Annotated in this window: 13 protein-coding genes and 1 riboswitch; of the genes, 7 read left to right on the top strand and 6 right to left on the bottom strand. The window is 72.7% G+C overall.

Features of this window, described 5'->3' with window-relative positions; all coding sequences use genetic code 11:
• Positions 1–6 precede the first annotated feature (6 nt).
• Positions 7–2,034 (top strand): putative bifunctional diguanylate cyclase/phosphodiesterase, encoded by a 2,028-nt coding sequence (locus tag OP04_RS13835; protein WP_033340037.1) that lies wholly within the window; start codon positions 7–9, stop codon positions 2,032–2,034.
• An 88-nt stretch (positions 2,035–2,122) separates the two neighbouring features.
• Here OP04_RS13835 and OP04_RS13830 read toward each other — a convergent pair whose 3' ends face one another.
• Genes OP04_RS13830 through OP04_RS54620 form a run of 5 tightly spaced genes read right to left on the bottom strand, consistent with a single transcriptional unit; the run spans position 2,123 to position 7,408 of the window.
• Positions 2,123–2,650 carry a hypothetical protein gene (locus OP04_RS13830; RefSeq protein ID WP_051797844.1) on the bottom strand — a complete coding sequence of 176 codons (528 nt, stop codon included), beginning with the start codon at positions 2,648–2,650 and terminating at the stop codon, positions 2,123–2,125.
• Positions 2,650–4,440: a PHP domain-containing protein gene (locus OP04_RS13825; RefSeq protein ID WP_232323580.1), complete on the bottom strand. Its 1,791-nt coding sequence runs from the start codon at positions 4,438–4,440 to the stop codon at positions 2,650–2,652. Before OP04_RS13825 ends, OP04_RS13830 begins: the two co-directional genes overlap by 1 nt.
• A gap of 30 nt (positions 4,441–4,470) precedes the next feature.
• Positions 4,471–5,268, bottom strand: coding sequence for an energy-coupling factor transporter transmembrane component T family protein (locus OP04_RS13820; RefSeq protein WP_051797842.1), 798 nt, complete (start codon positions 5,266–5,268; stop codon positions 4,471–4,473).
• Positions 5,265–6,821 (bottom strand): ABC transporter ATP-binding protein, encoded by a 1,557-nt coding sequence (locus tag OP04_RS51700; protein ID WP_232323579.1) that lies wholly within the window; start codon positions 6,819–6,821, stop codon positions 5,265–5,267. The genes OP04_RS13820 and OP04_RS51700 overlap by 4 nt, the downstream gene beginning before the upstream one ends.
• A 2-nt stretch (positions 6,822–6,823) precedes the next feature.
• A complete protein-coding gene (locus OP04_RS54620) occupies positions 6,824–7,408 on the bottom strand; it encodes an ECF transporter S component (protein ID WP_033340036.1) in 585 nt (194 codons plus the stop codon).
• A 76-nt stretch (positions 7,409–7,484) separates the two neighbouring features.
• Positions 7,485–7,594: riboswitch (TPP riboswitch) on the bottom strand.
• Positions 7,595–7,695: 101 nt separating this feature from the next.
• Between OP04_RS54620 and OP04_RS13805 the strand changes: the two genes are divergently transcribed.
• The 6 genes from OP04_RS13805 to OP04_RS13780 are packed head-to-tail and all read left to right on the top strand — an operon-like array spanning position 7,696 to position 13,585.
• Positions 7,696–8,721 carry a permease gene (locus tag OP04_RS13805; protein ID WP_198153814.1) on the top strand — a complete coding sequence of 342 codons (1,026 nt, stop codon included), beginning with the start codon at positions 7,696–7,698 and terminating at the stop codon, positions 8,719–8,721.
• On the top strand, positions 8,718–9,440 hold the full coding sequence (locus tag OP04_RS13800) for a TIGR03943 family putative permease subunit (protein ID WP_033340035.1): 723 nt from the start codon (positions 8,718–8,720) through the stop codon (positions 9,438–9,440). The genes OP04_RS13805 and OP04_RS13800 overlap by 4 nt, the downstream gene beginning before the upstream one ends.
• Positions 9,401–10,228, top strand: coding sequence for an alpha/beta fold hydrolase (locus OP04_RS13795; RefSeq protein ID WP_051797840.1), 828 nt, complete (start codon positions 9,401–9,403; stop codon positions 10,226–10,228). The genes OP04_RS13800 and OP04_RS13795 overlap by 40 nt, the downstream gene beginning before the upstream one ends.
• Positions 10,225–11,016 (top strand): aminoglycoside N(3)-acetyltransferase, encoded by a 792-nt coding sequence (locus OP04_RS13790; RefSeq protein WP_033340033.1) that lies wholly within the window; start codon positions 10,225–10,227, stop codon positions 11,014–11,016. The genes OP04_RS13795 and OP04_RS13790 overlap by 4 nt, the downstream gene beginning before the upstream one ends.
• A 56-nt stretch (positions 11,017–11,072) precedes the next feature.
• Positions 11,073–11,597 carry a DUF6328 family protein gene (locus OP04_RS13785; RefSeq protein WP_033340032.1) on the top strand — a complete coding sequence of 175 codons (525 nt, stop codon included), beginning with the start codon at positions 11,073–11,075 and terminating at the stop codon, positions 11,595–11,597.
• A gap of 53 nt (positions 11,598–11,650) precedes the next feature.
• Positions 11,651–13,585, top strand: a complete 1,935-nt coding sequence (locus tag OP04_RS13780; protein WP_033340031.1) for an acyl-CoA dehydrogenase family protein — start codon at positions 11,651–11,653, stop codon at positions 13,583–13,585.
• On the opposite strand, the gene OP04_RS13775 is transcribed toward OP04_RS13780, so the two are convergent.
• Positions 13,563–14,159, bottom strand: a complete 597-nt coding sequence (locus tag OP04_RS13775; protein ID WP_033340030.1) for a hypothetical protein — start codon at positions 14,157–14,159, stop codon at positions 13,563–13,565. The genes OP04_RS13780 and OP04_RS13775 overlap by 23 nt on opposite strands.
• Positions 14,160–14,201 lie beyond the last annotated feature (42 nt).

The following is a 14,201-nucleotide window of genomic DNA, read 5'->3' as shown; positions in this document are numbered from 1 at the left end:
GTCTCGATGGCGCACCGCGAGCTGGTCGACTACCTGACCGGCCAGGCGGAGCGTCTCGTCGGCGTGCTCGAAGCGGAGCACGACGACCTGCTCACCGCGTACCGCGTCGGCGCCGCACTGGTCGCGGACCACTTCACCGAGCCCGCCTCGCTGGACCGCACGCTCGCGGTCCTCGGCACGGAGCTGGCCGTGCTCGGCCGGCCGGACCGGCTCGCCGCCGTGCAGGGCGCGCTCGCGGCCGGGTTCGCCGCCGGGCTCAAGGAACGCGTGCTCGCGGAGCAGGAGAACATCCGGGACGCCGCGCTCAGCGCCCGCTCCGCCGCGGAGGAGGCGCGCTGGACCAGCGAGGCCCGGTTCCAGGCGATCTTCGCGGAGGCCGCGATCGGCATCGGCGTGGCGGAGCTGGACGGCGCGATCATCGACGTGAACGACGCGATCTGCGAGATGTTCGGCTACACGCGCGAGGAGTTCCTCCAGCAGAACGTCGGCACGTTCATCCACCCGGAGGACTCGCCCGGTGTCTGGGACACGTACCGCGACCTGATCGAGGGCCGGCGCGACCACTTCCGGCTGGAGAAGCCCTACTCCCGCAACGACGGCGACAGCATCTGGACCGACCTGGTCGTGTCGCTGGTCCGCGCGCACGACGGCACGCCCCGGTTCGTGGTCGCGATGGTCGAGGACATCACCGAGCGCTACCGGCTGCGGCTGCAACTGGAGCACCAGGCGCTGCACGACCCGCTCACCGACCTGCCGAACCGGACGCTGCTGTTCCAGCGGCTGGAGGAGGCGCTGGCCGATCCGCGCCCGCACGGCCGCGTCGGGCTCTGCTACCTGGACCTGGACGACTTCAAGGCGATCAACGACACGCTCGGTCACGCCGCCGGCGACCGCCTGCTGCGCACGGTCGCGGGCCGGCTGGCCGCCGCGGTCTCCGGCACCGGGAACGGCACGCTGGTCGCGCGGATGGGCGGCGACGAGTTCGTGGTGCTGGTCCCGCGCTCGTCCGGCACCGCGGAGCTGGTCAGCGTGGCCGAGGCCGCGCTCGCCGCGGTGCGCCGCCCGGTCACGCTGGACGGACGCTCGCTCAGCGTCTCCGCCAGCGCCGGCCTGATCGAGCGCGTGGCCGGCGGCGGCACCACCGCGGCCGACCTGATGAAGGCCGCGGACACCACGCTCTACTGGGCGAAGGCGGACGGCCGCGACCGGTGGGCGTTCTTCGACGCGGACCGCTACGCCACCGACATCGGCCGCTACGAGCTCTCCGCCGAGCTGCCGCGCGCGCTGGCCCGCAACGAGTTCGTGGTGGAGTACCAGCCGCTGGTCCGCGTCGGTGACGGCGGGCTGGCCGGCGTGGAGGCGCTGGTCCGCTGGCAGCACCCGGACCGCGGCCTGCTCGGCCCGGACCACTTCGTGCCGTTGGCCGAGGAGACCGGCCTGATCGTGCCGCTCGGCCGCTGGGTGCTGCGCGAGGCCTGCCGCCAGGCCGCCCGCTGGCGCGACTCGCACCCCGGCCGGCCGCTGCTGGTCAGCGTGAACGTGGCCGTGCGCCAGCTCCGCGAGCCCGGCTTCGTGGCGGACGTCCGCGAGGCGCTGGCCGCGTCCGAACTGGAGCCCGGGTCACTGCAGCTGGAGCTGACCGAGAGCACCCTGATGGGCACCACGGGCGAGCCGCTGCGCCGGCTGCGCGCGCTCGCCGACCTGGGCGTGCGGATCGCGATCGACGACTTCGGCACCGGTTACTCGAACCTCGCCTACCTGCGGAACCTGCCGGTCACCGGCCTGAAGCTGGCCGGCACGTTCGTCACCGGCAAGACCCGCGCCGACCTCCCGGACCGCGTCGACCGCGAGATCCTGGCCGCGCTGGTCCGCCTCGCGCACGCGCTCGACCTGACCGTGACTGCCGAGGGCGTGGAGACCGCGGAACAGGCCGCGCTGCTCCGCTCGCTCGACTGCGACCTCGTCCAGGGCTGGCACTACGCGCGCGCGGAGCCCCCGGAAGCGTTCAGCGCCCGCCTTGCGGCGACTGCATAAATTCATATTCCCGCTTCCGGCGTGGTCCGGCAGCGTTGCTCCCGCGGGCACCGGTGCCGTGGGTGGCTGAGAAGATCAAAACCCGTAATCAGTGATCTGAGCAGCACGGCGTCGGGTTCGGGACCTCGAACGGGGCGAGCCGGCCGCCGACGACCGGAACCAGCACCAGCTCCAGCTTTCCGGCGCGGAAGAGCGGGCGGACGAAGTCGCGCGTCTCGACCAGCGCGTCCGGGGCCGCCTCGCCGCCGCCGAGCACGGTGACCCGCTCGATCGCGCTCAGTTCCAGGATCTCGGCCACGGTCAGCGTGCCGATCAGCGCGTCCACGCCCGGATAGCGCACGGCCCGGCCGGAGACGCGGTCCCGGTGCCGGGCGGCGGCCTCGTCGGCCGCCACCCGGAGCGCCGGGTCCGTCTCGGGCAGCGGGCCACCCGTACCCCCTGATGGCTCTTGAATTTCGAGACTCAGGGCCACGTGGGGGTACGGCGCGGGCACGTTGTGCGTGCACGCGACCAGGCCGGGCACGTCGAGCGTGCCCGGCAGGTGACCGGCGAGCCAGTGCTCGGCCTCCGGATCGGTGGCGTGCCCGAGGCTCAGCCCGAGATGGACGGCGGACATCAGGAGGGCAGGACCCAGATCGGGTTCGCGTAGAACCACAGGTCGAGCCACGGGTCGGCGTCGCCGACCACGTCCAGCTTCGGGCCGGTCGGGTCGACGCCCGCGCCGTGGATGCCGGGCTGCGAGAAGTGCCCGTCGGTGCCGCGCACCCGGAAGTAGAACGGCGCGGTGACCTTCCCGAACGAGTACGTGAACGAGGCCGTCTTCCTCCCCTTCGCGATCTCGAACGACTTGACCACCTTCGTGCGAGGGGCGGTGAACACGTCCCGGTCCGAGGCCGCGCCGGTGACCGCGCCCTGGATCAGGTCGACACGGGCCAGCACCGGCAGCAGCTGCGCCCAGTTCGGCTTGTCGGCCAGCTCGACCTCGATGGTGACCTCGACGGACGTGCCCTTGCGGACCTTCAGTACGCCGCCCAGCGGGGTGCCGCCGTTGCGGTTGCGGTCGCCCTGCACGCGCGCCCGCACGTCCAGCGACTTGACCAGGCCGCCGTGGTCCACCCACACGCGGCCGACGCGCAGGCCGTCCATCACGTGGCGGTAGTCGTCGCCGGCGGCGCCGACGTGCGTCTTGCTGTAGAAGCCGGGCCAGAAGTCACCGTTCGCCACGTCCAGCGTGCCGCCGTGCTCCGGGTCGTTGTAGCGGCCGTTCGCGTCGAAGTTGCTGTTCGCGCCGCGGACCGAGGTGTCCCAGAGCACGTTGTGCGAGTCCGAGTTCGCGGTGATCCACCACGGCTTGCCCTCGGAGAGCAGGCTGTCCCAGAGGCCGCCGACCGTGGAGGTCATCCAGTCGAAGCCGCCCCAGGTGCGGTAGCTCTCCAGCGGGTACGCCGCGAACGAGTCCGCCCCCGGGCTGCTGTCGTAGTAGCCGCGGCCGCTGCCCGGACCGTACTTGGTGGCCGGGATGCCGGCGGCCTGGTGGCCGGGCGCGCCCTCGAAGCCGAGCGCGATGTCCGGCTGCGCGTCACGCCAGCCGCGGATCTCGTGCGGCGAGTCCAGCCCCTTGCGGGACGGGTGGTTCGCGAAGAACATCGCGTCGCTGACCCGGCGGTTCTTCTTCGCGGCGGCCAGGAAGTTGAGGCCGGCGATGGCGAGCGCCTCGTTCGCGGCCGACTGCGAGGACGCGCCCTTGACGCTGCCGTCGTAGTTGGTCTCGAACTCCTTGAGCACCTCCACCTCTTTCTTACCGGGGTGGACGATGATCGTGCCGTGCTCCGCGGCCGGGATGTTCCACTCCAGGCCCTGGAAGACCAGCGCCTCCGGGAACTGCTCGCGCGCCTTCACGATGTCCGGGTTGACCTTCTCGACACCGATCTTGGCGTGCGTGGCGCCGCCGTGGTCCGTGATGACCAGCCAGTCCAGCCCGTACGCCACGCCGTGCTGCACGTGATCGGCGACCCGGTACTTGCCGTCGCTGGAGTGCTGCGTGTGGATGTGGTGGTCGCCGGCCCGCCAGGTGAAGTCGCCGGTCCTCGTGGACGCGCTGTGCGCGACCGCGATGTCCGCCGTGCCGAACACGCCCGCGGCCGTGCCCGCACCGGTCAGGCCCGCGGCCGCGCCGAGCAGACCCGCGCTGCGCAGGAACCCGCGGCGGCTGGCGTCGGCGGGGGAGAGTTCACCGTCCGGGATGGACAGATCCAGCGCGTCCGGCGTGGAGGCGCCGTCGTGGTCGTGGTGGTGATCGTGATCGTGGGTGTGCGGGTGGCCGTGGCCCATGGGTCCCTCACTTCTGTTCGCGATGATCCAGTGGTCACGCTCGTCGTCCACGGCAAACACCAGGTGACGTGACATGGGCACCTATGCGAACATGCGAATGGATCTTCAGAAGACCGGGCGGAACGTGCCTGCCAGCGCACTTACGGTCAACGCGGCCGCGCTGAGCGCGACCGCGGCGATCATCAGCGCGGCGTCGCGGTAACCGAAGACCTGCCGGCGGGCCACCGTGCGCGGGATCCCGGCGTCGAAGCCGCGCGCGTCCATCGCGGTCGCCAGCCGCACACCGCGCCGGATCGCGCCGACCAGTAGCGCGAACGCGGTGGACGTGAAGATCCGGATCGCCGCGACCGGGTTGCGGCCCGCGTCCACACCGCGCGCGCGGCGGGCTGCTGCCAGCGTCCGCCACTCGTCCGTGAGCAGCGGCACCAGGCGGAACGCGGCCAGCGCGCCGATCGCGAACCGCGGCGAGAAGCGGGCGTTCTGGATCAGCGCGTCCGCGAGGTCCGTCGGGTCCGTGGTGGCCAGCACGATCAGGCCGGGCAGCGCGATCGCGACCACGCGCAGCGTCAGGCCGAGCGCGGTCTCCAGCACGCCGGTGGTGAGCGTGACCGGCCCGGCCGCCAGCAGCACCGTGCCGGACCGGTCCGCCGCGAACAGCAGCACCGTGACCAGCAGGCCGGCGATGCTCAGCAGCAGCGGCGCGGCCCGGCGCAGCAGCGTCAGCGGGCGCACGCCGGCGAACGGCAGCACGGCCAGCTCCACGACGATCGCGAGCGCGGGGGCGACCGGGTCCAGCGTGGCGATCAGCGGCAGCGAGAAGAGCAGCGCGGCCGCGAGCTTCGCGGCCGGATTCCGCCGGGCCAGCGCGCCACGCCAGTTGCCGGGGGCCGGCACCGCGGTCATCGGCCGGGCTCCGGAGCTGCGGTTCCGGTGGCTCCGGTGGTGCCGGTTGCTTCGGCGGCGCCGTGGGCCGCGGCTGTCCGGGTGGTCACGGCGGTTCCGGCTCTCCCGCTCGGTCCGGCGCTCGCGGCTCCCTCAGCGTTCGCGGCTCCCTCGGCGGTCTCGGCCCCGGCGGTCAGCGTGGTCGTCTCGTCGGCCAGTGCGGCCACGAAATCGGGGTCGTGCGTGACGGCCACGATCGCGGCGCCCTCCTGATCGCGCAGCGCGGCCAGCAGGTCCACCAGCTCGATCCAGGTGCGCCGGTCCTGGCCGAACGTGGGCTCGTCCAGCACCAGCACGCGCGGCCCGGCCGCGAGCGCGGTCGCGACGCTCAGCCGCCGCGCCTCGCCGCCGGACAGCGTGAACGGGTTCGCACCGGCCAGCCGGGTCAGCCGCAGCCGTTCCAGCAGGCCATCAACCACCAGATCAACATCCACGGGGGTACGCCGCCGGCGTCGCGGACCCAGCGCCAGCTCGTCCCGGACCGTACCGGTGACGAACTGGTGCTCCGGATTCTGGAACACCGAACCGATCCGGCCGGCCAGCGCGGCGGCCCGCCACCGGTGCGGCGGCCGGGCCGCGTCCGGCCCGGCCAGCGCCTCGGCGGCGCGCACCGCGCCCGTGGTGGGCGCCAGCAGGCCGCCGCACAGCCGGGCCAGCGTGGACTTCCCGGCGCCGTTCGGCCCGAGCACGGCGTGGACGCGCGCCGCGCGTACCCCCAGGGAGGTTGTCGCAAGTCGGTTGTGGACCGTGACGTTCTCCGCGGTCAGCAGCGGGTCGCCGGCCGCCTGCGCGGCCTTCCGGGGTGCGATGGCGTGGCCGGGCACCCAGATGCCCGCGTCGGCCAGCGTCGCGCCGTGCTCCGCGAAGATCCGGTCCGGTGGGCCGTCCGCCAGCACGCCGCCGCCCGCGGCCAGCACCACCACCCGGTTGACCAGTGGCAACACCTCCGCGACGCGGTGCTCGACCACGATCAGCGCGGTGTCCGGCGTCAGCGTGCGGGCCAGCGCGTCGCGGATCAGCGTGGCGCCGGCCGGGTCCAGGTTCGCGGTCGGCTCGTCCAGCAGCAGCAGGCGCGGACGCGGGGCCAGCACGCCGGCCAGCGCCAGCCGCTGGGCCTCGCCGCCGGAGAGCGCGGCCGTGGACCGGTCACGGCCATAGCGGAAACCGGTGTCGTGCAGCGTACGGTCGACGCGCGGCCAGATCTCGTCCGCGGGCGTGCCCAGGTTCTCCAGGCCGAACGCCACGTCGTCGCCGCTGCGGCTCATCACCAGCTGGGTCTGCGGGTCCTGGAAGAGCAGGCCGGTCTCCCGGTCCGTCTTGATCTCGCCCTCGGCCTCGCCGGAGTCCTCCGGGAGCAGGCCGGCGATCGCGGCCAGCAGCGTGGACTTGCCGGCGCCCGAAGCTCCGAGCAGCAGCACCCGCTCGCCGGCCTCGACGGTCAGGTCCAGGCCGCGCACGGCCCAGTCCCGCCGGCCGGCGAACCGCCACCCGAAGCCCCGGACGTCGACGCGCACGCCTAGACCAACGCCCGGTCGCGGCCGGACGGGAAACGATCCAGCACGCCGGTCGCGGCCAGCGCGCGGGTGAGCGCCCAGCCGCCCGCGCCCGCGATCACGGCCGCGCTGAGCGCGGTGATCACGATCATCGGTATCCGGAATTCCCAGAGCGCGTTCGCGGCGTACCAGGCGAACGTGTCCCACAGGCCGGCTGCCAGGCCCGCGAGCAGGCCGGACAGGACCGCGACCGGCAGCTTGAACGACCGGTAGCCGACCGCGAGGAAGGCCAGCTCCGCGCCGAAGCCCTGGACCAGGCCCTGCGGGATGACGGTGGTGCCCCAGGCGTTGCCGAGCAGTGCGGAGATGATCGCGGCGAGCGTCTCCGCGTAGAGCGCGGCGCCGGGCTTGCGGATGATCAGCCCGGCCAGCACGCCCGGGAGCAGCCAGACGCCGTAGAGCACGGCCTGCGCGGGCGGGAAGAACGCGAAGGCGGCACCGGACGCGTTCCACAACAGGTTCCAGGCCCAGAAGACCACGCCGAACGCGGCGGCGATCACCGAGGCGACGACGATGTCGACGGTGCGCCATCGGTAGGTGTTTTTCATGACGGATTGCCCCCTGAACACGATGGGGGGAAGACGCGCGCCACGGGTCCACCGGATGGACTCGTGGCGCGGCGATGAGGTTCTCAGACCGAACTCCCTGCGCTGGCATTACCCAGATCAGGTGGTTGAGGGTCTGCGGCTCGCCGGCCGCACTCTCAGCGCTGGTGCGCTCCCCTGTCGGATATGAAGTTGTGGCGTTTCCACGGCTGGATGCCGCGCTGTATCGGGTGACGCTACCGCACGTTGTCATAGCGGGACAGCGGGTGTGTCCGGCTACGCTGTCGGGCGTGACCCAGACCTTCCCGGACGACGAGATCGACTGGTCGCCCCCGCCCCCCGAACCGCCTCGCCGGACACCGCTCCGCGACCGGGTCGGATCGGTCGAGGTGCTGGCCGTCCTGCTGGTGATCCTGGTCGTCTTCCGGAACCCGCTGGCCGGTCTGATCTCCAACCCCGCGCTGCAGACCTGGACCACGGTCTTCGTCTCCGTCATGGTGCAGGCCGTGCCGTTCCTGGTGTTCGGCGTGCTGCTCTCGGCCGTGATCGCGGTCTTCGTGCCGCGCTCGTTCTGGTCGAGGGCGCTGCCGAAGCACCCGGCACTGGCGGTGCCGGTGGCCAGCGTGGCCGGCGTGATCCTGCCCGGCTGCGAGTGCGGGTCCGTCCCGATCGCCGGCTCGCTGATCCGCCGCGGGGTCACCCCGGCCGCCGCGCTCGCGTTCCTGCTGGCCGCGCCCGCGATCAACCCGATCGTGCTGGCCGCCACCGCGGTCGCGTTCCCGAACAATCCGGAGATGGTGGTGGCCCGCGCGGTCGCCAGCCTGATCGTCGCCATGATGATGGGCTGGCTCTGGCTGCGGCTCGGCAAGACCGAGTGGATCAAGCTGCCGCACCGCCCCGACCTGGAGGGCGTCTCCAAGGCGCGCGCGTTCTGGGCCGCGGTCCGGCACGACATCACGCACGCGGGCGGCTTCCTGGTGGTCGGCGCGATGGCGGCCGCCACGATCAACGTGATCGTGCCGGAGGCGTGGCTGCAGACGCTGGCCGCGCAACCGGTGCTGGCCGTGATCGCGCTGGCCGTGCTCGCGGTGCTGCTCTCCATCTGCTCCGAGGCGGACGCGTTCGTGGCCGCCTCGCTCTCCCAGTTCTCGCTCACCGCGCGGCTGGCGTTCCTGGTGGTCGGCCCGATGGTCGACCTGAAGCTGATCTCGATGCAGGCCGGCGTGTTCGGCCGCCGCTTCGCCACCCGGTTCGCGCCGGCGACGTTCGTGGCGGCGGTCCTGGTCGCGTCCGGAGTGGGGCTGGTGCTGCTGTGAATCGTCAGGCCCAAGCCGTGATCATGCTGCTGTTCGGCGGCGCGATCCTCAAGGCGTCCATCGGCGACCTCTACCTGCGCTACGTGAAGGAGGGGCTGCGGCCGTTCCTGATCGCGGCCGCGCTGCTGCTCATCGCGGCCGCGGTCATGACGCTCTGGTACGACCTGCGCTCCCCGCGCGTCCACGACCACGATCACGGCGACGGCGCGGGTGAGCATCACGAGCCGCGGGTCGGCTGGCTGCTGGTGCTGCCCGTGCTCGGCCTGCTGCTGGTCGCGCCGCCCGCGCTCGGGTCCTATGCGGCCGGTCAGTCCGGCACCGCGCTGGCCGGCGTGCAGTCCGACTCGGACTACCCGGCGCTGCCCGAGGGCGACCCGGTCAAGGTCACGATGCTGGACTACGCGTCCCGGGCCGTGTTCGACGAGGGGAAGTCGCTGACCGACCGGCGGCTGCTGGTGACCGGCTTCGTCACGCAGGGGCCGGACGGGCAGCCGATGCTGGCCCGCATGATCCTCAGCTGCTGCGCCGCGGACGGCCGGCCGATCAAGGTCGGACTGAGCGGGAACGTGCCGTCGAACGTACCCTCGGACACCTGGATCGAGGTCACCGGCGCGTACACGGCGCAGACCACGAAGGATCCGGTCAACCAGGCCACCGTGCCCTACCTCGAGGTGGAGACGTGGACGGAGATTCCGGCACCGAAACAGCAGTACGAGTAGGCGACCTCACGTTCGACGTGTACGTCGGCGGCCCGCCGGACGGGGAGCCGATCCTGCTGCTGCACGGTTTCCCGCAGCACAGCGCGGAGTGGGAGCTGGTCGTGCCGCACCTGCACGCGGCCGGCATGCGCACGTACGCGCTGGACCAGCGCGGATACTCGCCCGGCGCACGACCTGCCGGGGCCGCCGCGTACACGATGGAGAAGCTGGTCGCGGACGCGGCCGGCGTGCTGGACGGGCTGGGCCTGGCCAGGGCGCACGTCGCCGGCCACGACTGGGGCGCGGCCGTCGCCTGGGCGCTGGCCGGCGAGCATCCGGACCGGGTGCGGTCGCTGACCGCGGTGTCCGTGCCGCACCCGCGCGCGTTCGGCTGGGCGCTGCGCAACGACCGTGATCAGCGACGGCGCTCCGCGTACTTCCTGCTGTTCCGGACCCGGTTCCTGGCGGAGGCGATCCTCCGCGCCGGTGGCCTGCGGCGCATGCTGATCCGCAAACGCGCCGACCGCTACGTCTCGCGGATGCGGCAGAAGGGCGCGCTGACCGCGGCGCTGAACTGGTACCGCGCGCCCGCCTCGCTGCGCACCGGGCCGATCGAGGTGCCGACCACGCTGGTGTGGAGCGACCGTGATCCCGCGCTCGGCCGGACCGGGGCGGAGCGCACCGCGAGGTACGTCACGGCCGACTACCGGTTCACCGAGCTGACCGGCGTCGACCACTGGGTGCCGGAGCGGGCACCGGAGGAATTGGCCCGCGCGATCCTGGATCGGGCCGATATCGTTCCCGGGTGAACGACAGCCTCCTGCCGCCGACCAGATCCTCGCTCGCCGGGCAGCTCAGCGCGCTCGGCGTACCCCCGGGTGGTGTGCTGCTCGTGCACGGCTCGTTGCGCGCGCTCGGCTGGGTGGTCGGCGGCGCGGAGGCGGTGGTGCTGGCGCTGCGCGACGTGCTCGGCCCGGACGGCACGCTGGTCGTGCCCACCCACACGCCGGTCAACTCGGACCCGGCCCGATGGATCAACCCGCCGGTGCCGGTCGAGTGGTGGGAGGTGATCCGCGCGGAGACGCCCGCGTTCGACCCGGCGCGCACGCCCAGCAGGTTCATGGGCGCGATCGCGGAGCAGGTCCGTACGTGGCCCGGCGCGCGGCGCAGCACGCACCCGCAGCTGTCGTTCGCCGCGCTCGGCCCGCGCGCGGCCGAGATCACGGACGGGCACGCGCTGGACGACGGGCTCGGCGAGACGTCCCCGCTCGGCCGGTTGTACCGGCTCGGTGCGGACGTGCTGATGCTCGGCACCGGCTGGGACACGTGCACGTCGCTGCACCTGGCCGAGTACCGCTGGGGCCGGGTGCCCCGGCACACCGAGGGCGGTGCGGTGCGCGGCCCGGACGGCGAGCAGACCTGGGTGACCTGGGAGGACGTCACGTTTGACGCGTCCGACTTCGAGCTGATCGGCGCTGATCTGCCCGAGTTCGTGCCGGTCCGGACGGGTACGGTCGGCGGCGGGACGGCCATGCTGGTCGCGCAGGCCGCCGCGGTCGACTTCGCGGCCCGCTGGCTGCCGCTCCATCGGGTTTGATCCTCGTTCGGCACGGGCACTTGAACGGCCCGTGAACGACGTGCAGAGGGCAGGCGATGGTGAATCCGAAGGAGACCGAGAAGCAGCGGTGGGACCGCAACTTCCAGGATCTGCTCCAGGAGTTGCGGGTGGCGCAGACCGGGGTGCAGATCCTGTTCGCGTTCCTGCTGACGCTGCCGTTCGCGGCCGGTTTCGGGCAGACCACCCAGGTGCAGAAGGACGTGTACCTCGTCGCGCTGGTCTCGGCCGCGTTCGCCACCGCGATGATCATTTCGCCGGTCGCGTTCCACCGTGCGCTGTTCCGTCAGGGCCGCAAGCCGGAGCTGGTCAAGTACGCGCACAAGATGGCCACCGGCGGGCTCGCGTTCATGCTGGTCTCGATGGTCAGCTCGGTCTTCGTGATCACCGACTTCCTGCTCAACCTCACCTGGGCGATCATCCTGACCGTCGCGACCGGACTGTGGTTCGCCACGTTCTGGGCCTTCCTGCCGTGGTCGCGCCGCAACTGGGTGGATGACGAGGACGAGGACGACGAGAAGGAGACGGCGGAGGCGGTGCTCCCCAACGCGCGCCGAGGCTAGTAACTTCAGCAGGAGGGTGCGGCGCACGCCCGTACCGTGTCAGGGGTTTTGCCGTGACGACCACAGAGCGCAACACGCCCGCCGACGAGGCCGGCGGTGTCACCGAGCGCCAGGCCAGGCGTGTCGCCGAGGCGGCCCGCGAGCAGAGCTGGGACCGGCCGAGCTTCGCCAAGGAGCTGTTCCTCGGTCGTTTCCGCCTCGACCTGATCGACCCCTGGCCGGACGACGACCCGGCCCGCGCCGGCGACGCCGCCGAGTTCCTCGCGCGGCTGGACGCGTTCCTGCGCTCCGAGGTGGACGGCGCGCTCATCGAGCGTGAGGGACGTATCCCGGACGAGGTGCTCCAGGGCCTCGCCGCGCTCGGTGCCTTCGGCATGAAGATCGACACGCGGTACGGCGGGCTCGGCCTCTCCCACCTGCACTACTGCCGCGCGCTCACGCTGGTCGGGTCCGTCAGCCCGGCGCTCGGCGCGCTGCTCTCCGCACACCAGTCGATCGGCGTGCCGCAGCCGCTCAAGCTCTTCGGGACGGATGCGCAGAAGCGCGCGTTCCTGCCCCGGCTCGCGGCCGGGGAGATCTCCGCGTTCCTGCTCACCGAGCCGGACGAGGGCTCCGACCCGGCCCGCCTGCGCACCACCGCCACCCCGGTCGAGGGCGGCTACAGGATCAACGGCATCAAGCTCTGGGCCACCAACGGTACGATCGCGTCGCTGCTGGTCGTGATGGCCCGGGTGCCGGACGCGGGCATCACCGCGTTCGTGGTCGAGGCGGACAGCGAGGGCGTCACGGTCGAGCGCCGCAACGAGTTCCTCGGCCTGCGCGGCCTGGAGAACAGCGTCACCCGCTTCCACGACGTCTTCGTCCCGGACCGCAACGTGGTCGGCGGCGTCGGCAAGGGGCTGAAGATCGCGCTGACCACGCTCAACACCGGCCGCCTCTCGCTGCCCGCGCTCTGCGTCGCCGCCGGGAAGTGGTCGCTGGCCGCGGCGCGCGAGTGGTCCGCCGCGCGCGTCCAGTGGGGACAGCCGGTCGGCCGGCACGAGGCGGTCGCGAAGAAGCTGTCGTTCATCGCGGCCGGCACGTACGGCATCGAGTCCATGCTGGAGCTGTCCTGCCTGCTCGCGGACGAGGAACGCGGCGACATCCGGATCGAGGCCGCGCTCGCCAAGCTCTACGCCAGCGAGCTCGCCTGGCAGATCGCGGACGAGCTGGTGCAGATCCGCGGCGGCCGCGGCTACGAGACCGCCGCCTCGCTGGCAGCCCGCGGCGAACGGCCGCTCGCCGCCGAGCAGCAGCTGCGCGACCTGCGGATCAACCGCATCTTCGAGGGCTCGACCGAGATCATGCACCTGCTGATCGCGCGCGAGGCCGTCGACGCGCACCTGGAGGTGGCCGGCGACATCATCGACCCGGAGGTCGGCCTCACCGGTAAGGCGCGCGCCGGGGCCCGAGCCGGCGCGTTCTACGCGAAGTGGCTGCCCACGCTGGCCGTGGGCAAGGGCCAGACCCCCGGTGGGTACGCGGACTTCGGTCACCTCGCCACCCACCTGCGGTACGTCGAGCGCTGCTCGCGGAAGCTGGCCCGATCCACGTTCTGGGCGATGGGCCGCTGGCAGGGCAAACTCGAGCGCAAGCAGGCGTTCCTGGCCCGGATCGTGGACATCGGCGCGGAGCTGTTCGCCATCTCCGCCGCCTGCGTGCGGGCGCGTGCCGAGGCCGGCGCCCATCCCGAGGTCATCGAGCTGGCCGACCTGTTCAGCCGTCAGGCGCGGCTGCGGGCGGACGCGCTCTTCGCCGCGCTCTGGGAGAACACCGACTCGGTCGACAACGCGGCCGCACGCCGGATCCTGGCCGGGCGGTACACGTTCCTGGAACGCGGCATCGTGCCACCGGCCGGGACCGGTCCGTGGGTGGCGCCGTGGGAGCCCGGCCCGTCCACGGTGCCGGACGTGCGGCGCCGCATCCCTACTTCAGACCCAGGGACCTGAGCTCCAGCGCGGCCAGCGCGTCCAGCGTCTTCTCGTCGCCACGCCGCCAGGCGCCGGCCACGTCCGGGTTCAGCTTCGCCAGGCGGCGTACCGGCTGACCGGTCAGCGCGCGCAGCGCCAGCAGGTCCCGGCCGGCGATCGACCCGCGCGCGGACGCGGCCGAGCCGGCCCGGCGGATCCACCGGATGCGCAGCGGCAGCCAGACGAACAGCACCAGCGCGATCGGCCCCGCGACCAGCGCCAGCGGCAGCGCCCAGGACAGGTCCGCGACCAGATCCTGCTGGTCCCGGCCCGCGTTCGCCAGCCCCTGTGCGGCCTCCGCGGCCCGGGTGAACGGCGCGGTCAGCTCGTCGCCCGCGATCGGCACCCGGCCCACCTTGTTCCCCGCGTCCGTGAGGTTGTCGGCGATGCCCTGGCCGGCGCCCTCCATCTTCTGACCGGGAACGGCGAGCTTCTCGATGAGGTCGCGGAGCCACAGCCCCGCCCTGATCCAGGCATAGATCCAGGCCACCACGAGCAGGTCGGTAACAACCTGCCGGACGAACGCCGGCATGCGATCCGCGTAAATCTTCACGCGCCCAGGGTCCCGCACGGTAACGCCGCCCGCACGCCGGGT

The sequence above is a fragment of the Catenuloplanes japonicus genome, assembly GCF_000717135.1.
GTDB classification, from domain to species: Bacteria; Actinomycetota; Actinomycetes; order Mycobacteriales; family Micromonosporaceae; genus Catenuloplanes; species Catenuloplanes japonicus.
This window is presented reverse-complemented; position numbering and strand designations above follow the sequence as displayed.

Excerpts from the sequence above, each read along its gene's own strand:
- OP04_RS13830 (WP_051797844.1), bottom strand. The coding sequence starts at position 2,650 with ATGTCCGCCGTCCATCTCGGGCTGAGCCTCGGGCACGCCACCGATCCG.
- OP04_RS13820 (WP_051797842.1), bottom strand. The coding sequence starts at position 5,268 with ATGACCGCGGTGCCGGCCCCCGGCAACTGGCGTGGCGCGCTGGCCCGG.
- OP04_RS13785 (WP_033340032.1), top strand. The coding sequence starts at position 11,073 with ATGGTGAATCCGAAGGAGACCGAGAAGCAGCGGTGGGACCGCAACTTC.
- OP04_RS54620 (WP_033340036.1), bottom strand. The coding sequence starts at position 7,408 with ATGAAAAACACCTACCGATGGCGCACCGTCGACATCGTCGTCGCCTCG.
- OP04_RS13835 (WP_033340037.1), top strand. The coding sequence starts at position 7 with ATGGCGCACCGCGAGCTGGTCGACTACCTGACCGGCCAGGCGGAGCGT.
- OP04_RS13825 (WP_232323580.1), bottom strand. The coding sequence starts at position 4,440 with ATGTCACGTCACCTGGTGTTTGCCGTGGACGACGAGCGTGACCACTGG.